This window comes from Pseudoleptotrichia sp. (assembly GCF_057270515.1).
Map to the genome: position 1 here is coordinate 107,265 of NZ_DBHIXS010000004.1, position 18,478 is coordinate 125,742.

The 18,478-nt window shown below is 33.2% G+C and carries 13 protein-coding genes; 11 read left to right on the forward strand and 2 right to left on the reverse strand.

Features of this window, described 5'->3' with window-relative positions; genetic code table 11:
* Nucleotides 1–12: 12 nt before the first annotated feature.
* The 6 genes from ACO5J6_RS04695 to ACO5J6_RS04720 all read left to right on the forward strand — a co-directional run bounded on the left by ACO5J6_RS04695 (nucleotide 13) and on the right by ACO5J6_RS04720 (nucleotide 6,016).
* Nucleotides 13–861 (forward strand): PhnE/PtxC family ABC transporter permease, encoded by an 849-nt coding sequence (locus ACO5J6_RS04695; RefSeq protein WP_485642404.1) that lies wholly within the window; start codon nucleotides 13–15, stop codon nucleotides 859–861.
* A gap of 125 nt (nucleotides 862–986) precedes the next feature.
* A complete protein-coding gene (locus ACO5J6_RS04700) occupies nucleotides 987–2,216 on the forward strand; it encodes a phosphoglycerate kinase (RefSeq protein ID WP_485642405.1) in 1,230 nt (409 codons plus the stop codon).
* 116 nt (nucleotides 2,217–2,332) lie between these two features.
* Nucleotides 2,333–4,111 (forward strand): NAD nucleotidase, encoded by a 1,779-nt coding sequence (nadN, locus tag ACO5J6_RS04705; RefSeq protein ID WP_485642406.1) that lies wholly within the window; start codon nucleotides 2,333–2,335, stop codon nucleotides 4,109–4,111.
* Between the two features lie 161 nt (nucleotides 4,112–4,272).
* A complete protein-coding gene (locus ACO5J6_RS04710; protein WP_485642407.1) occupies nucleotides 4,273–4,674 on the forward strand; it encodes a MazG nucleotide pyrophosphohydrolase domain-containing protein in 402 nt (133 codons plus the stop codon).
* A 192-nt stretch (nucleotides 4,675–4,866) separates the two neighbouring features.
* On the forward strand, nucleotides 4,867–5,313 hold the full coding sequence (locus ACO5J6_RS04715; RefSeq protein WP_485642408.1) for an MliC family protein: 447 nt from the start codon (nucleotides 4,867–4,869) through the stop codon (nucleotides 5,311–5,313).
* A gap of 124 nt (nucleotides 5,314–5,437) precedes the next feature.
* On the forward strand, nucleotides 5,438–6,016 hold the full coding sequence (locus tag ACO5J6_RS04720; protein WP_485642409.1) for a DUF6981 domain-containing protein: 579 nt from the start codon (nucleotides 5,438–5,440) through the stop codon (nucleotides 6,014–6,016).
* A 148-nt stretch (nucleotides 6,017–6,164) separates the two neighbouring features.
* On the opposite strand, the gene epsC is transcribed toward ACO5J6_RS04720, so the two are convergent.
* Nucleotides 6,165–6,704: a serine O-acetyltransferase EpsC gene (gene epsC, locus ACO5J6_RS04725; RefSeq protein WP_485642471.1), complete on the reverse strand. Its 540-nt coding sequence runs from the start codon at nucleotides 6,702–6,704 to the stop codon at nucleotides 6,165–6,167.
* A 43-nt stretch (nucleotides 6,705–6,747) separates the two neighbouring features.
* Complete coding sequence (gene cysK, locus ACO5J6_RS04730; protein WP_485642410.1) at nucleotides 6,748–7,659, reverse strand: cysteine synthase A; 912 nt, start codon at nucleotides 7,657–7,659, stop codon at nucleotides 6,748–6,750.
* A gap of 325 nt (nucleotides 7,660–7,984) precedes the next feature.
* On the opposite strand from cysK, the gene mnmG reads away from it, so the two are divergent.
* The 5 genes from mnmG to ACO5J6_RS04755 all read left to right on the forward strand — a co-directional run bounded on the left by mnmG (nucleotide 7,985) and on the right by ACO5J6_RS04755 (nucleotide 18,463).
* Nucleotides 7,985–9,871: a tRNA uridine-5-carboxymethylaminomethyl(34) synthesis enzyme MnmG gene (gene mnmG / locus ACO5J6_RS04735; protein WP_485642411.1), complete on the forward strand. Its 1,887-nt coding sequence runs from the start codon at nucleotides 7,985–7,987 to the stop codon at nucleotides 9,869–9,871.
* Between the two features lie 188 nt (nucleotides 9,872–10,059).
* Nucleotides 10,060–10,755, forward strand: coding sequence for a 16S rRNA (guanine(527)-N(7))-methyltransferase RsmG (gene rsmG, locus ACO5J6_RS04740; protein WP_485642472.1), 696 nt, complete (start codon nucleotides 10,060–10,062; stop codon nucleotides 10,753–10,755).
* Nucleotides 10,756–10,854: 99 nt separating this feature from the next.
* On the forward strand, nucleotides 10,855–11,721 hold the full coding sequence (locus ACO5J6_RS04745) for a ParB/RepB/Spo0J family partition protein (protein WP_485642412.1): 867 nt from the start codon (nucleotides 10,855–10,857) through the stop codon (nucleotides 11,719–11,721).
* Between the two features lie 58 nt (nucleotides 11,722–11,779).
* The gene (locus ACO5J6_RS04750) at nucleotides 11,780–16,378 is read left to right on the forward strand and encodes a translocation/assembly module TamB domain-containing protein (protein ID WP_485642413.1); all 4,599 of its coding nucleotides are present in this window, start codon (nucleotides 11,780–11,782) and stop codon (nucleotides 16,376–16,378) included.
* A 15-nt stretch (nucleotides 16,379–16,393) separates the two neighbouring features.
* Nucleotides 16,394–18,463 (forward strand): BamA/OMP85 family outer membrane protein, encoded by a 2,070-nt coding sequence (locus ACO5J6_RS04755; protein WP_485642414.1) that lies wholly within the window; start codon nucleotides 16,394–16,396, stop codon nucleotides 18,461–18,463.
* The last annotated feature ends 15 nt before the right edge of the window (nucleotides 18,464–18,478 follow it).

Sequence of the window (18,478 nt, forward strand, 5' to 3'; positions counted from 1 at the left end):
AAGGGGAATGAAATGACAAAGTTGAAATATGCCGAAAGGACAAGAGGAAATAAAATTAGAATAAGAAAAATTACAAAATCGGGGATGTATTTATGGGGAACACTCGGAATATGTGTTTTTATAAGTATATTCAAACTGACTACTATAAATATAGGAAAAGTAAATATGAACAGAGCGTTTGGAGAATTTCTGAAAAACATGGAGCTGATGTTTCTACATCCGAGACTTTCGGAAAATTATAAATTTTTTGAAATACTCCAGAGTTTGGGAATAACCTTTTCCCTTGCTGTTATTACGACCCTGATAGGAGCGTTTGTCGCTCTGTTTTTTTCTTTTTTTGCAGCAAAAAATTTATCCAATGAAAAAATATCAAAGATTATTAAAATGTCTATTTCTTTTATAAGGTCTATCCCTACTATACTGTGGGTTATGGTATTTTCGGTAGTGGCAGGGATAGGAGTGGAAGCCGCAATTATAGGAATTTGTTTTCACAGTACGGCATATCTTATAAAAGCTTATTCGGAAAGCATTGAAGAAATGGACAATGGGATAATCGAAGCTCTGAGGGCTACAGGAGCTTCTTTCTGGCAGACAGTATTTCAGGGAGTTTTACCGACTTCTATTACTTCGATATTATCATGGACTTTTGTACGTCTGGAAATGAATTTTACAAATGCAATAGTAGTAGGAGCAGCGGCAGGAGCAGGAGGGATAGGTTATGAAATGTTTATGGCAGGAAGAATGTATTTCGATTCAAGGGAGATAGGTTTTTTTGTGTACTTAATATTCGGAGTTGCATTAATACTTGAGGGCATTTCGATTTATTTGAGAAAAAAATATATAATGAAAGTTTTAAAGTAAAAAATAGTTCGGTAAAAAGCTGTGTCAATATGGCTGATTTATATAAATATTTCTTGAAAATACAGTTGAACAGTGGTATAATTCAATAAATAGAGAAAAAAATAATTTTATTTTAGGAGGAAGCAATGGCTAAAAAGACATTAAAAGATTTGGATGTAAAAGGGAAAAAAGTATTAGTGAGAGTCGATTTTAACGTACCTATAAAAGATGGTGTTATAACTGACGACAACAGAATTAAGGCGGCTTTACCTACATTAAACTACATTTTGGACAATGGAGGAAAAGTAATCGCATTTTCACATCTGGGGAGAGTAAAAACTGAAGAAGATAAGGCAAAGACTACTCTGGCACCTGTTGCAAAAAGATTGGAAGAATTATTGGGGAAATCTGTGAAATTTGTTCCTGAAACAAGAGGACCAAAATTAGAAGCTGCAATCAACGAATTAAAAGACGGCGAAATTCTGATGTTTGAAAATACAAGATACGAAGACCTTGACGGGAAGAAAGAATCTAAAAATGACCCTGAATTAGGAAAATACTGGGCATCATTAGGATGTGTGTTTGTGAATGATGCATTTGGTACTGCTCATAGAGCTCATGCTTCAAATGTAGGAATTTCTTCAAACATTGCTGAATCTGCGGCAGGCTTTTTAATGCAAAAAGAAATAGAATTTATCGGAGGGGCTGTTGATAATCCTGCAAGACCTTTTGTTGCAATACTGGGAGGAGCAAAAGTTTCTGATAAAATCGGAGTTATTGAAAACTTATTGGATAAAGCTGATAAAGTAATTATCGGTGGTGGAATGATGTTTACTTTCCTGAAAGCGTTAGGGAAAAATACAGGTTCTTCATTACTTGAGGAAGATAAAGTGGAGCTTGCAAAATCGTTAATTGACAAAGCGAAAGAAAAAGGTGTGGAACTTGTGCTGCCTATAGATACAGTTGTAGCGAAAGAATTTAAAAATGATACTGAATTTAAGACAGTTTCAGTAGATAACATAGAAGACGGTTGGATGGGTCTTGATATAGGTGCTGAATCTATCAGATTATTTGAGGATAAATTAAAAGGTGCAAAAACTGTAGTATGGAACGGACCTATGGGAGTATTTGAAATGCCTAATTTTGCTAAAGGAACAATCGGTGTATGTGAAGCAATAGCAAATCTGAATGATGCTAAGACAATAATAGGTGGAGGAGATTCAGCTGCTGCTGCAATCCAACTGGGATATGCTGATAAATTCTCTCATATTTCCACAGGTGGAGGGGCTTCCCTTGAGTATCTGGAAGGAAAAGCATTACCAGGAGTAGAAGCAATTTCAGATAAAAAACATGAAGGTTGCTGCTGCGGTCATTAATCAATGTAAAATTAATATAAAAATTTTTTCTGGCTTTTTTCAAAAATCAGGGTATACTTTATAATAATAAGTAATGACAAAATGACAGTCATTAAATGCAAAATTAAGGAGGAGACATGAAAAAATTATTTGTATTAGGATTAGTTATGGCTTTGAGTATAACGTCAATGGCAAAGCCTGCTAAAAAAGCTTCATCTTCAAAAGGGAAAGGTCTGGAAATAAATATTATTCACGTGAACGATCATCATTCTCATCTGGAAGAGGAGAAAATGGATTTAGTTCTGGACGGTAAGAAAACGACAGTCCATATCGGAGGATTTCCAAGAATCAATCAAAGAATACAGGAGCTTATGAAAACAGGGAAAAATAATCTTGTACTTCATGCAGGAGATGCTTTATCAGGAACGCTGTATTACACACTGTTCAAGGGAAAAGCCGATGCGGCATTAATGAATGCAGGAAAATTTGATTTATTTACTTTAGGAAACCATGAATTTGATGACGGAAATAAAGTATTGAAAAGTTTCCTTGATGAACTGAAAATACCTGTAGTTTCTGCTAACGTAGTTCCTGACAAGGGAAGTATACTTGAAGGGAAATGGGTACCTTATATAATTAAAAAAATTGGAGGACAGGACGTTGCCCTTGTAGGTCTTGATGTAGTAGGAAAAACGGTAAGGTCTTCAAGTCCGGGTCCTGACATTAAATTCCTTGATGAAGTGGAAACAGCAAAAAAAGTAGTTGAAGAATTACAGGCAAAAGGAATTAATAAAATTATATTTATATCTCATGCAGGGTATGAGAAAAACCTCGAAATAGCTGAAAAAGTTTCAGGAATTGACGTAATAATAACAGGAGATACTCACTATCTTCTGGGAGAAAGTTTTAAAGAGTACGGTTTAAAGCCTATTGCCGAATATCCTAAGAAAATAATGTCTCCTGCAGGAGAGCCTGTTTATGTGGCTGAAGCGTGGAGTTACTCTTATCTTGTGGGAAATTTAAAAGCAAAATTTGACGATAAAGGTGTAATTACGGAGTTGATACCTAATCCTACAATAATAATAGGAGATGACCTGTTTGAAAGAAAAAATGAAAAAGGTGAAACATACAAACTTGAAGGAAAAGAAAAACAGGATGTCATCAAATATGTAAACAGCAGAAAAGATATTAAATTTGTAAAAGAAGAGCCTAATTCCAAAAAGGTGCTGGAAAGATACAAAGCAGAAAAAAATGAATTAGGTAAAAAAATGATAGGTAAAATCAAAGATGAAATACCGGGAGGTTCCGCAAACAGAATACCTAATGATAAAAATCCTCAAGGTTCCATAGCTACAAGACTTGTGTCTGAAACTGTTTTAGCAAAATTGAAAAAAATGGGAACAGGACAGATAGACCTTGTAATATTGAATTCAGGAGGAATAAGAATGAATTTGGAGCCGGGTGATTTCTCTTATGACAATGCTTATACGTTATTACCGTTTACTTCAAATACAATCTATATTCTGAAAATGAGTGGAGCCGAAATAAAACAGGTTATAGAAGATGCACTTGACTTTGCTTTAAGTGGAGGCTCGTCAGGAGCATTCCCTTATGGTGCAGGCGTGAGATTTGAAGCAACTAAGGCAGGAAAACTCGGAACAAGAGTTAAAAAAATCGAAGTGTTTGACGCAAAAGCAAAAAAATGGGTACCTATGGATATGAAAAAAATGTACGAAGTAGGAACAAATTCCTATGTAGCAAAAGGAAAAGACGGATACACTACATTTGGAAAAGTTAATTCGGAAAGACCGGGAGTTGATACTCATTTAGGAGTTGAAACTGCGTTTATTGAATATTTGAAAGAAAAAGACGAAATTGCTAAACCTGATTCATCAAATGTGATTTTTAAATATTAAAAATGACACAATACTAATTGTGAAATTATCTGAACAAGTAATTTATTAGCAGTTTAAAAATTAAAGCAACTAAATAATGGTAAATTGAGGGGTTATTTCAAACAGAAAAATATTCCTAATTTGAATAACCCCCTAACTGCTTTTTATAAGGAGGATTGAGATTGTCTGAAAAAAATAAGACCGGAGATATGACAATAAAAGAATTTCAATATTTAATAAAACATATAGAACAGGGAAATTTGGAAGAAAAGAAAGACGAAGAAAATCCTGACAGAAAAAAAGAAAACAGTCAAAGACTTATATTAAAATTAATTGAGGAATTTGGAGAACTTGCGGAAAATGTAAGGAAAAATATAAGATATGACGGGAAAAATATAAAAGGTACTATAGAAGAAGAGCTTTTCGATATTTTTTATTATATTGCCGCAATAGCAAATGACTACGGTATCGACCTTGAAGATATTTTTTATATAAAAGATGAGGTGAACAGGGTCAAATATAAGAGGGAATTTACTATAAATGAAGGCAGAGAGAAATACAGGAAGTTAAAAAAGACACAGTGAAATTCTATTTAAAGATAATTTTTAAAATCAAAACTTAGTAATATTTCTAAGAGTAAAAGCAGAAACTTTTCAAAACTAAATCATTTATAAGAAAAATTTATAAAATCTATATGAAAATACAAAAACATAAAAAAGGAAAAAAAGGTATAAATTATTTGTTATAAAATTTATGAGAAAAGGTGGTTTTGATTTATGAAAATGAGTAAAAAAATTATGGCAGCTTTATTCGGAGCAGCAATGGTAGTCAGCTGTTCTTCGGGAGGAAGTGATAAAGTATCGTCTTTAAGTAAAGAAAGTTCAATATCTGTAACTTCCACAGATACAGAAACTTCAAATACATCTGCATCGGATAACGGAAATACTGCTAATGAAACACCTACAACAACTGAAACGGCAACAGCCGGCAGCAACAAAAAAACTTTTGTATGCGGGAAAGACACTGTAATGGTAGAATATTCCGCTGACGGAAATTCTGTTTCCCTGACTAACTCAAAAGGTACACATGAGCTGAAAAGATCAGTTTCAGGAAGCGGAGAGCTTTATAAAGATGCCAAAGGGTTATCTATTCATATGAAAGGCGAAGAGGCTGTTTATAAAACATCAGCAAAAGCAAAAGATGTAAGCTGCAAAGCAGAATAAGATTATTTAACCGGATTAAAACAAAATACGGTTGTAATATTGTTATTACAGCCGCTTTTTGGTGCATGAATTTAAATATTATAAAAAAATTAATAGAAAAATAAAAAATAAAAGAGGTCGAGAGATGAGAAGAAAAATAATAACTATATTGTCGGGTTTATTGATTGTCGTATCATGTACAGAGAATGATACAAGCACTGTAACAACAGGAATTTCTACAGAAATAAAATCTCCTGTAAAAGAAAAATTCAGTGAGGAAAAAGCTATAGCCAGCTACTTAAAAAAAGAAGGATATAAAAGCAAGTCGGCTCTAAGAAACACAACTGATAAGACAATGGATGAAAATGTAAAAGAAATCGAAGCTGAAAAAGACGGAATAACTTATACTCTGTTTTTAAAAGCTAATGAGGAAACTGAGAGTGTCGAACTTGTGGACAGTGATGTTTATGAATATTATGATATTTTAAATGAAGTCAAGGAAAAATATGACTGGATTAAACATATAGAAGTTGCAACTTATGCTAAAGGAGTAGATGTAAATATAATCGCTTTAAGAAATGTATCAAAAGAAATCTACAGAGAAGCGGCAAAAGAATTAGCCGATAAAATAAGAGAAACAGGAAAAGTCAGTAGAAAGATGAAAGTGATGATGTTTGACGGGAATAATCCGTCAGGAAAGTCAATATATCGTGAAAGTTTCTAAATTTATAGAGTAAAAGTATAAAAAAACCGACTTTAAGATAATCAACAGGCATGATAATATTTGCATAATATCATTTCATTGTCAGCATAAATGTAAAAAGAAGCTGCCTCAAAATTCAAGTTTTTCTTTTGAGATAGCTCCTTTTTTATTATATATACCACATATAGTAGTCTTCAGAAAATTTCTGAATAACTCTCGAAGGTATTCCTACAGCTACGGAATCGGCAGGAATATCTCTTAATACAACTGCATTTGCTCCTATTTTTGAATTTTCTCCGATAATTATGTTTCCGAGAATTTTTGCACCTGCCCCTATAACGACATTATTTTTGACAGTAGGATGACGCTTGACTTTATCCGAGCTGACACCGCCAAGTGTAACGCCGTGAAAAATAATACAGTCATCTCCTATAACAGCTGTTTCCCCTACAACTATGCCCATACCGTGGTCAAAAAAAATTCTTTTTCCCAGTGTAGCTCCCGGATGAATTTCTATTCCTGTTGTAAGGCGTCCGAATTGGGAAATCAGTCTTGCCATAAAAAATAACTTTTTTTTGTAAAAATAATTTGCAATTTTATGATTAATAACAGCGTGCAAAGACGGATAAAGCAGAGTTTCAAATCGACTTTTGACAGCTGCATCTTTTTCAATGATATTTCTTATCTCATCTTTTAACCATTTAAAAATTTTTAATCACCTCATTAGATTTATTATAAATTCGTGAATAAATCTATTTATAAGCTTCTACTGAAAGGTACTTTTCTCCTCCGTCAGGAGATATGGCGAGGACTTTTTTACCTTTTCCAAGTTTTTTTGCTACTTCATAAGCTGCTGCGATAGCTGCTCCTGAAGAAATCCCTAAGAATAAGCCTGCTTCCTTTGCAGCTCTTTTACCAAATTCAACGGCTTTATCATCGGAAATTTGTATAATTTCATCGACTATTTCGGAGTTATAATTTTCAGGAACAAACCCTGCTCCTAATCCCTGTAGTATATGTTTTCCGGGTTCTCCACCTGATAACACAGGAGAATTTGAAGGCTCTACAGCAATCAGTTTGATATTAGGAAAAGCCTCTTTCAGTTTTTTTCCTGCTCCCGATAATGTTCCTGCGGTACCTACTCCTGAAACAAAGGCGTCAAGAGAATCAAAATCTTTGATTATTTCTTCTCCTGTAGTTTCATAGTGTTTCTGTGGATTTGCCTTGTTTTTAAACTGTTGGGGAAGGAAATAACCCGGATTTTCGGCAACTATTCTTTCAGCTTCTGCAATAGCTCCTTTCATTCCCTTTGCAGCCTCAATCAAAATAAGTTCAGCTCCCAAAGCTTTTAATATTGCTCTTCTTTCAACACTGACAGATTCAGGCATCGTGATAATAACATTGTAACCTTTTGTTCTTCCGATTAATGCCAATGATATACCAGTATTTCCTGAAGTCGGCTCAACTATAGTTCCCCCTTTTTTCAATAATCCCTCTTTTTCGGCAGCTTCAATCATACCTAATGCTGCACGGTCTTTGACACTTCCTCCGATATTGTATTTCTCAAGTTTTACATAGATATCGGCGATATCATTTTCCCCCTGAAGATTTAGTTTAATTATCGGAGTGTTTCCGATAAGTTCAATAACATTTTCATAAATCATGACAGACCCCCTGAATTTAGAATATCGTTTTTATACATTTGTATATAGCATTATATGAATGATAACATTAAAATGTCTAAAATTCAAGAGAAAGAAATATTTAAAATATAGATAGGGGATATAAGTTAGAGTAATGTGAGAAAAAGTAATAGAAGCTATATTTTAAAAAATAACAACCATAGCTCCTTATTTTTATTTGAAAAAAAGAGATTAATACTGTATAATATAAAATAGACAAAAAATATCGAAATCTGAAATTACGTATTAAAATTATATATTAAAAGACAAATTTTATTAGAAAAGAAATTAAGGAGAAAAAAGTAAAATGAGAGAATATGATGTTATTGTGATAGGAGCGGGTCATGCGGGAATAGAAGCGTCATTGGCTTCGGCGAGATTAGGTCTGAAAACCGCAGTTTTTACAATAACTCTTGATAACATAGGGGTAATGTCGTGTAATCCTTCTGTGGGAGGACCGGCAAAGAGCCATTTAGTAAAGGAAGTCGACGCACTTGGCGGAGAAATGGGAAGAAATATGGACAAAAGTTTTGTCCAAATGAGAATATTGAATACAAAAAAAGGACCTGCGGTAAGGTCATTAAGAGCCCAATCTGACAGAAAAATATACGCAAGGGAAATGAAAAAAACTCTTGAAAATCAGGAAAATCTTGATACTGTTCAGGATATAGTAACGGAGCTTATCACTGAAAATGGAGAAATAAGAGGTATAAAAACAAAAACAGGACTTGATTTTAAGGCAAAGGCTGTAATAGTTGCGACAGGTACATTTTTAAGGGGACTTATGTATATCGGGGAAAAAAGAATAAAAGGAGGAAGAATGGGGGAGCTTTCTTCGGAAGAGCTGACAACTTCATTAAAAAAGTTAGGTTTTAAAATGGACAGGTTTAAAACGGGAACACCGCCAAGAGTAGACATAAGAACACTTGACATTTCAAAGCTTGAAGTACAGCCGGGAGAAATTGGAGTCCCGTTGAAATTTTCCATGAGGACTCCCGATGATGAGGTACTTGAAAAGCCTCAACTTTCTTGCTATCTCACAAGGACTAATTTGGAAGCACATAAAATAATACTGGATAATCTGGATAAGGCACCGATGTATAATGGGAGTATACAAAGTACAGGACCCCGATACTGTCCATCTATCGAAGATAAAGTAGTAAAATTTCATGAAAAGGACAGTCATCATTTATTTTTGGAACCTGAAGGTTTTGATACCGCAGAAGTATATATAAGCGGACTTTCTACAAGTTATCCTGCCGAATATCAGCAAAAAATAGTAAATACTATAGAGGGTCTTGAAAATGCACATATAATGAGATACGGCTATGCAGTGGAATACGATATTGTAAATCCTGAAGAGCTTGATTACACTCTTGAAACGAAAAAAGTCAGAGGTCTTTATCTGGCAGGACAGATAAACGGGACAAGCGGTTATGAGGAGGCAGCAGCTCAGGGAATTGTCGCGGGAATAAATGCGGCTCTTAAAATCAAAGGAGAAGAACCTCTTATTCTCGACAGGGAAAGCTCCTATATCGGTACGATGATAGACGACCTTATAAACAGAGAGCTGTTTGAACCCTACAGAATGTTCACTGCAAGGTCCGAGTTCAGACTTATTTTAAGGGAGGACAATGCTGATATAAGATTATCGGAAAAAGCCTATAAAATAGGACTGCTCGAGAAAAAATATTATGACAGGATAGAAGAAAAAAAGAAAAATGTTGCTGAAACAATTGAAAAACTTGAAAATATAAAATTAGGCATAAGTAATAAAAGATTAGCAGAAACACTTGATAAATATGATGAATCCCTTAAAAGCGGAACAACACTGAAAGAAATTTTAAGACGGCCAAAAGTTACTTATCAGGATATCAAATATATAGCAGAAATAATGGAAAATATGCCAAATCTTGCTTTTGACGGAGATACTGAATATCAGATAGAAGTTCAGGTAAAATACGAGGGGTATATTGCAAAAGCTAAGCAGATAATGGATAGACAGAAAAAACTGGATGATAAAAAAATACCGAAAAATTTTGATTATGATGTTATGAAAGGGATTACACGTGAAGCAAAGCAAAGACTGAAAGAAAAAAATCCGTATAATGTAGGTCAGGCTTCAAGAATATCGGGAGTAACCCCTGCGGATATATCAGTATTGCTTATGTATCTTGAGGGGATATTAAAATAGATGAATTATTTAGAATGTTTTGATTAAGCGGCTTTAAAAGTCTAAAAAAGAGATAGTCTAAAAAATTAATGAAGGCGTAAAAATTTATAATTATATCCGATTTGTTCAACTTTCGGGATAAGCGGGTATCATAATAGATATTGGAAGTATGGAGAATTATGGAAAATAATATTGAGATTGACATTGATATTAAAGAATATTTTGAGGGATTACTTTTAAAATCGGGATTTTCGGTTGATAATGAAAAAAAAGAAAAAATGCTGAAATTTCTTGAACTTTTATATGAAAAAAATAAAGTTATGAACCTCACTGCGATAAGAGATAAAAAAGGAATGATCGAAAAACATTTTATTGACAGTCTTTTTTTGACTGAAATAATAAAAAAAGATGAGCAGAAATTAATAGATATGGGAACGGGAGCGGGATTTCCCGGGCTTGTTCTGGCGATTTATTACCCCGAAAAAGAATTTTTGCTTGTAGATTCAGTGAGAAAAAAAATAGAATTTATAAATGAAGTAATAGAAAATCTGGAACTTAAAAATGTGAAAACGAGCTCCGAAAGGGCGGAAGAGCTTATAAAAAACAAAAGAGAAACTTTTGACACGGCTCTTTGCAGAGGAGTGGCAAATTTAAGGATAATACTTGAATATATGATACCTTTTATAAAAGTAGGCGGAAAATTTTTGCCTCAGAAATTAAATCTGAATGAACTGGAAGAAAGCCAAAATGCTCTGAAAAAATTAGATGCAACCGTAGAAAATATATATAAATTTTATCTTCCTGAAAGTAAAGATGAAAGAATAATATTTGAAATAGAAAAAATGAAAAAAACTGATGTAAAATATCCGAGAAAAACGGGTATTCCTGCTAAAAAGCCTTTATAATCATTGATAGACGGGATTTTATATTCTTCAATATAAGATTATATAGTGAGATTATTAGAATGTTATAAAATTATTAACAGTCAAAATTTAAGGAGAAAAATGAAGCTGCTGACTTTAAATATTAATAAAATAATAACAAACAGTAACCAACCCAGAAAATATTTTGACGATGAAAAAATGGAAGAATTAAAAAATTCCATTAAAAATAACGGTCTGATACAGCCTATTGTAGTGAGAAAACTTGACACGGGGAAATATGAGATAATAGCGGGAGAAAGACGGTACAGAGCCTGTAGAGATTTGGGAATGGAAACGATACAGGTAATAAAAATCAGTGCAGGAAATTCCAAGAGCTATGAAATTTCAGTTTTGGAAAATATACAGAGGGAAAATCTGAACCCTATAGAAGAAGCGGAATCGTATATTATGCTTATGGAAGTTTACGGTTATACACAGGAAAAATTGGCTGAAAAGCTCGGAAAAACAAGGTCATCCATATCAAATAAGACAAGAATTTTAAAATTGCCTGAAAAAGTAAAAGAAATGGTAAAACAAGGCGAGCTGTCTTACGGCCATGCAAGAACGCTCTTAGGCATACCACGTAAGGAAGATATGGAAAGTTTGGCACAAAAAATAATCGAAAAAAAATATTCTGTCAGGGAAATTGAAAAAATTGTAAAAAAATATTCTGAAAAAAGTGAGAAAAATTCAGAAAAAAAAGAAAAAAATAATGAAGATAGTGTAAAATTATATGGAACTGATATTAATGAAAATTATGATAAGCATGATAGATACAGTGAAAATGATGAAGAAAAAATATTTCTGGAAAATAAATTGAGAGAATTTTTTGAAACAAAAGTTTCTATAAGAGGAGATTTACAGAAACAGGGAAAAATAGAAATAGATTTTTTTGATTATGAGGATTTGGCGAGGATAATAGAACTTATGAACATTGATTTTGAATAAGTTTAAGTAAATACTCGTTAGGAAATAGATATTATAAAGAATTGGAGGTAGATAGCGGTTGAAAACTTATATGAAAAAAACTTTGTATGTATTTATTCCGCTTTTAATGTCTCTGTTTTTATTAAAAGCATACATTTCTACCAATATTTTTAAAGGAAATTTAAAAGCAATCCTCAAAAGTACAGGATTGAATGTGGAATTTGATAAGGTAAGACTTGGGGGTCTCAATAAGATTTTGATAGATAATCTTGTTGTAAAAGACCAGTCGGGAAATATAGTAATCGAAGCTGAAAAAGCGACTGCCAATGTAAATTTATTGTTGCCTTCGAGATTACCCAAAGTCGATGCCTATAATGCGAAAGTATATCTGGAAAGATACAAAAATAACAAATTTAATGTATTCAATATTCTTCCTCCGGGAGATCCGAATAAAAAAACCGTGGACAGGGCAAGTAGAATAGGGAAAATATATGTACATGATGCTATATTGTATTATTCCGATACAAGTTTTGCCAAAAAGATAAGCAAAAAATTGAATAAAGTCAATGGATATCTTGATGTTTCCAAATCCAGAGGATTTTCCCTCGAAGCCAAAGGAAATGGCGACGGACAGGAAAAAATAAAGATAAAACTGGGACAACTGGTAAATAACAGAGAATCGTTGAAATCATTATTTGATACAAAAAAAAATACGGACACAAGTAAAAAGGAGTTTTTATTGGCTTTTGTCTTTGAAAATATTAATATAACGGAAGAATTAGGGCAATATGTTCCTATTGATATGATAAAGGCTAAAAAAGGTACTTTAAACGGAACTCTCACTCTGAATGACGGAAATCCTGAAAAGAAAATAAGAGCCGAAGGCAAGTTGACGGTGAAAAACGGAACTCTTGAATATACTGATTATTATGGAAATATCGAAGATATCGAAGCAATAATTGATATGAAAAAAAATATTATAACTGTGAATGCTTCAAAAAAATTTAATAATAATCCTGTAATTTTCAAACTGAATTCGAATATTGATGAAGGAAAACTCAACCTTAAACTAATTGCACAGAGTACGCCTTTTGAAGAAATTGCCAAGTATAAGCTTTTCAGAGATGCAAAAGTAAAAGCTTCAGGAGAAGTAACAGGAAACCTGAATGTGGATATAAATACCAAGACAAAGGAAACAACATTAAACGGTAAATTTTCATCTCCTGCTATAAAGCTTGCAGGATATAATTTCAGAGATTTGAAAACGGAAATTTTGATGACTAAAGACCAGATTTTAAGGGTAGAAAATACGACTTTCCATTTTGACGAAACTATAGGCGGGTTTAAAGTAAAGGACGATGTCAGCAGCAAAAAATTTACATATAATGTAAAAGAAAAAAACGGTAACGGAGATTACACTATAACAAACAGAGGTTCCGATTATGAAATTCCTGTAATAAACGGAACAGGCAGTATAGATAAAAATAATATAATAAAAGGAAATTTTGTTTCGAGTAAAATTACGGGAGATTTTGTAATAGAGCCTGCTAAAAGCGTGATGACCCTTAATGCGGACGGAAAAGACTATATCGCTGTAAGATATGGCGGTCAAACTTATGAAGTAAATCCTGATGTCCATAATCTCGTACTTAATTTTAAAAGTAAAAATATATTGGATTCAGGGACAATAAATGCTAAACTGAAAGGCGGTCAAAATAAATATTTTGATAGTATAAACGCCAAGATAAATATAAACAACGGAAATTATAATGTAAATGCCGATGTGAATGTAGGCGGACAGACGATAAATGCCAAAGGAACTACAACAAAGGATATGTACCATTCGTATACAATTACTTCTGCTAATAATTCATCTTTTGATGCGGCAAAACTCTTAAGACAGTACGGATATAATTTAAAAGGTCTGGATACGGCAAAACTACCGATTGTATTAAATGCCAATATAAGCGGGAAAACGGACAGTCTTAGCGGAAACTACAGTATATACAGTCCTTTCGGACGATATATCGTAGAATATGAGGAACTTTATGCTAAGGGGAAAATAAGAAATTTGCTAAGTTTAAACTTAGATGTAGATGCTAAAATGGAAGAACTGTGGTTAGGTTATCAGAGATTTAAGAATGTAGCAGGGGAGCTGAATATAAGAAACAATGTTTTAAATATTATTGATTTACATAATGGAAAATTAAGTGCGACAGGTCAGTATAATTTAAAAACAGGAAAAATGAATATAAAATCTGATTTAAATAATTATATCCTGTATAACACCTCAAAACCTGAAGTAAATGTATATGTCGACAATATATCGATGAATTTGAACGGAAAAATTGACAATCTTTCAGGAAATATAACTATGGCGCCTGCAAGAACTACTATAAATTCCCAGTATATAGGGGAAACTAAGGGAATTATAGATATAAAAAACAGTGTACTCAATTTCAGAAACTTTGAATTGAGAAATAATAACGTAGAAGGTATATATGATTTAAAAACAGGACTTGCTGATATAACTCTTAATATTAATGAGCCTGATATACCGAAACTGTTTGAATTTACAGATTTGACCTTTGGAACGTGGTCTGTTTTAAATCTGAAAGGAGATTTAAATAAATTTGATTTGACTGGAAAGGTAATTTTTGATAATATAAGTTATAAAGGATTTAGATTACCTCATGTGGCAACCATAATGGAATATTCTGACGGTAATGTGGATAAGCTCTTTAAATATGGCACATTTGATATAAAAGACTTTACATTGGTCGGAGATAACGGTGAAGAACTTTTCAAAACAAATACAAAATTTGATTTGGAAAATATAGACATAGACTATAAACTTGAAAATCAGAAGTTTGCTCTGGACTCGGTTCAGGATTTAAAAGATAAGGGATATAGTGGAGATATAGATTTAAACTTTATCCTAAAAGGTAAACCCGATGACTTCTTTACGGATTTGAAAATAAAATCCGATAAACTTGTATTAAGCGGGTTTCCTGTAGACAATCTGGATATAGATGTTCAAGCCAATAATACTGGACTGAATATAGGACAGTTTTATCTTGAATATGAACAGAACCCTCTGCTTGTAAACGGATATCTGGATTTTATGCCTATCAATTATAATATGTCAGTGCTTGCTAAAGATTTCAATCTGGCATTCTTAGGAGTAGGAAAGGACATTGAAAAAGCAAGCGGGATAGCAAATATAGATATAGTGTTCTCCAATGAACAAACGAGTGGAAAAATCTTACTTGATAATTTCTATTATAAGACAAAAGATAAGCTGACTGATGTAGAAAATCTGAATGTAGATATTAATGTTATGAACAGAAAATTGAACATCAACCGTCTGGACGGCGGTTATAACGGAGGAACATTTAAAGTCGAAGGAGATCTTGATGTTCCGGGAGTTCCGCCTGATTTTATGAGGACAAAAAGACTTGAGCTTGGAAAATTTGAGCTAAATGCAGTTTTAAATAGGGTCGGTGTGAGATATGGAAAAGACATAGACCTTGTACTGAGTGGAGATGCGAAGTTTACTCAAAATAATTTATTCGGAAATTTGACTGTAAATTCAGGTGAAATAAGAGGAATACCTGATTTTGGCGGCGGAGAAAAAAAGGAACTTTCAGCTGAAGCACAGGAAAAGAAACTGAAAGAAAAGACCATAGTAGAAGGTATTATAGAAGAAGTAATAGACAAAATAGTGAAACAGTATACAGTAGATGTAAATATTCAGACAACGAGAGATCTGAAACTGAATATACCGAATATAAGTCTTGCTAAAAATATAAAAGGAGAAATAGTCGGAGGAAGCAGAATTTTCTATGAAGCGGGTGAAATAAATCTATTAGGAAGCTATACACTGAAAAAAGGTTCCTTTATCTTAAATAATAATAAGTTTAAAATAGAAAATGCCGAAGTCAGATTTACTGATCCTATGGCGTCAATGGCTCAAATGAACCCTTTCATAGTCTTTGAAGCGAGTACTACTATAAATGGCGAAAGAATTGAAATCTCCATGAACAGTTTTCTGAAAGATGCTAATGTGGCATTCAAATCCGATTCAGGACTTACAAAAGAGCAGATTTTATCATTACTTGCATTTAATACATCGGGAAAAACTGAAGATAATCCTGACGGTACGGCACAGGAAGGGACAGCAGTAATAGGCTCTGTGTTGAATACTACATTAAATCAGTTGATTTTTTCTCCGGTAACTGATAAAATTGGAGATACATTGGGATTGACAAACGTATCTGTAAAAACTGATTTCAAGAGGTCGGAAGATACAGGGAAATACAGTGGAGCAACGACATTATATATACAGGATAATCTCTATAAGGATAAGTGGTTCTGGAATTTAGAAGTGAAATTCCCTTTCCAAGCTAAAGATAAAGAATCCAATACGACAAATCCTTTAGGATATAATGCGTGGATTAACTATAATGTAACTGACGGTTTTGAAGTCAGATTAGGTGGAGAAACAGTAGCAAGAAATAACAGAAAAGAAGATATGAGTAACAGTACGAATATAAAGAGCATAAAAAATGAAATGAATTACTATATCGGAGTTGATTTTTCAGCAAGAGCAAATACTTTTGGAGATTTGATGAAAAAAATATTCCGAAGAAAAAAATTAGATATTTTAACTAAATAATTCAGGGAGGAAATAATGAAAAGAAAAATTTACGCTTTAATAGTAACAGCTACACTATTTTTGACGGTAAACGGCTTGGTAGTAGCGGAAGGAAAGGATTTGAGAGTAGGAACAATACAATTTTCCCACTTAAATCAGTTACCTGAAGATTTTCTTTTAGAGAAATTACCTGTCAAAACAGGGGAAGTGTATTCAAATAAAAGTTTAAGTGATATATACTTGGCTTTAAAAAGGTTAAGTTATATCTCCAACGTAAATGTATATCCTAAAGTTGAAGGAGATACTGTTAATTTAGTAATCGAAGTCGATGAGGCCGGAAATGCTCTGCAACTGGCTCAAAAAGAAGAATCGGCAGAAGATTTAAATAAGAAAACAGAATTTAAAGTTTCAAGTGTAGACATATCAGGGATAAAAACTCTTAACAAAGATGATTTTCTGAAAGATGTGCCTGTGAAAGTAGGAGAATATTTCACTCCACAGGAAGCGATAAACGGAGCGGCAAAAATTTTCCAGACAGGTCTGTTCTCAACTGTTGAACCTAAAGTTGACAGAAAAACGGATAATACAATTTCAGTTTTATACTTAGTGGAAGAAAATCCCGCTGTGCAAAGTGTAAATATAAAAGGAAATACATTATTTACTCAGGATGAATTGAAAAAAGCACTCGGAATAAAAGAAGGAGAAATTTTAAACGGTAATCTTCTAAATCCTGATAATAACGGAATAATAAGATATTATGCCAAAGCAGGATATTCTCTGGCAAGAATAGAAGCTATATCTGTAAGTCCTGCAGGAGAAGTTAATATTGAACTGACAGAGGGAATAGTAGATTCAGTTTCATTTAAAAAAGTATCAACTAAAAAAGATAACGAAAGATCAAGTGAATATGCTACAAAATTAAGAACACAGCCTTATGTATTTGAAAGATCTCAGGCAGTAAAACCGGGAGAAGTTTTTGAAACTAAAAATGTCGAAGCTACAATAAGAGAACTTTACAGAACAGGTGTATTTACATCAATAGAACCTGTTTTAAGCGGAAAAGAAAATGATCCTAATGCAAGAGTAGTCGAATTTCTTGTTGAAGAAAGACCTACAACTACTATAAACGGAAGTATATCATATGGAACATCAGTAGGATTGGTAGGAGGAATTAAATTATCAGATTCCAACTTCCTTGGAAGAGGGCAGGAAGCTGCATTTAACATAGAGGCTTCAAATAAAGGAGATAAAACTCTTGAATTAAGCTGGTTTGATCCTTGGATAAGAGGAACGGAACGTGTTCAGGGTGGAGGTTCCATATACTGGAAAGAAAGTGTAGATGACGATGCGGCTCAAAATGAAGTAGAAAAAGTAAGAAAAATAGGTACAAGATGGACAATAGGTAAAGGATTAAATGATAAGATATTTGTGAGAGCTTCTGTAAGATATGACCACTATAAAGAAATTTTAGGCTCAAAATTAATTAATGATAAATATAATCTTATAGCAGTTTCTCCGTCAATCATCTATGATTCAAGAGATAATTCTTTCAGCCCTACTAAAGGTATTTATTCTACGTTGACTTATGAATATGGAGATTTGATAAAAGATAAGAGATACTATCATCAGTTTGAAGCTGACTTGAGAGCGTATCACCCTACATTCTTTAAAGATAAGAACGTAATGGCGTATAGAGTAGTATGGGGATCCACAGGAAGCGGAACTCCTGAAGCGCTGAGATACAGCATAGGTGGAGCTGAAACATTAAGAGGATATGATTACGGTAAATTTGATGGATTTAATAAATTCCATGCAACAATAGAAAATAGAACACAGGTAAATAAATATATTCAATTAGTGGCATTCTTCGATATAGGTAATGCATGGCAGAATGTTAAAACAGTAAATGGTAAAAAAGTATACTCACCTGACAGAAAAAATGCAAATAACTTTGCAGACCTTAAAAAAGGTGTCGGAATAGGAGTGAGATTGAATACTCCAATCGGTCCTTTGAGATTTGACTATGGTTGGCCGCTTGACCCTGAAGAAAAAGGTGGAAGAAAAACAGGAGGAAAATTCTATTTCAGTTTTGGACAGACATTCTAATAATTTCAGTCTGAT

Coding starts and splice junctions, on each gene's coding strand:
- ACO5J6_RS04695 (WP_485642404.1), top strand. CDS start 13: ATGACAAAGTTGAAATATGCCGAAAGGACAAGAGGAAATAAAATTAGA.
- ACO5J6_RS04700 (WP_485642405.1), top strand. CDS start 987: ATGGCTAAAAAGACATTAAAAGATTTGGATGTAAAAGGGAAAAAAGTA.
- nadN (WP_485642406.1), top strand. CDS start 2,333: ATGAAAAAATTATTTGTATTAGGATTAGTTATGGCTTTGAGTATAACG.
- ACO5J6_RS04715 (WP_485642408.1), top strand. CDS start 4,867: ATGAAAATGAGTAAAAAAATTATGGCAGCTTTATTCGGAGCAGCAATG.
- ACO5J6_RS04720 (WP_485642409.1), top strand. CDS start 5,438: ATGAGAAGAAAAATAATAACTATATTGTCGGGTTTATTGATTGTCGTA.
- cysK (WP_485642410.1), bottom strand. CDS start 7,659: ATGATTTATGAAAATGTTATTGAACTTATCGGAAACACTCCGATAATT.
- mnmG (WP_485642411.1), top strand. CDS start 7,985: ATGAGAGAATATGATGTTATTGTGATAGGAGCGGGTCATGCGGGAATA.
- ACO5J6_RS04745 (WP_485642412.1), top strand. CDS start 10,855: ATGAAGCTGCTGACTTTAAATATTAATAAAATAATAACAAACAGTAAC.
- ACO5J6_RS04755 (WP_485642414.1), top strand. CDS start 16,394: ATGAAAAGAAAAATTTACGCTTTAATAGTAACAGCTACACTATTTTTG.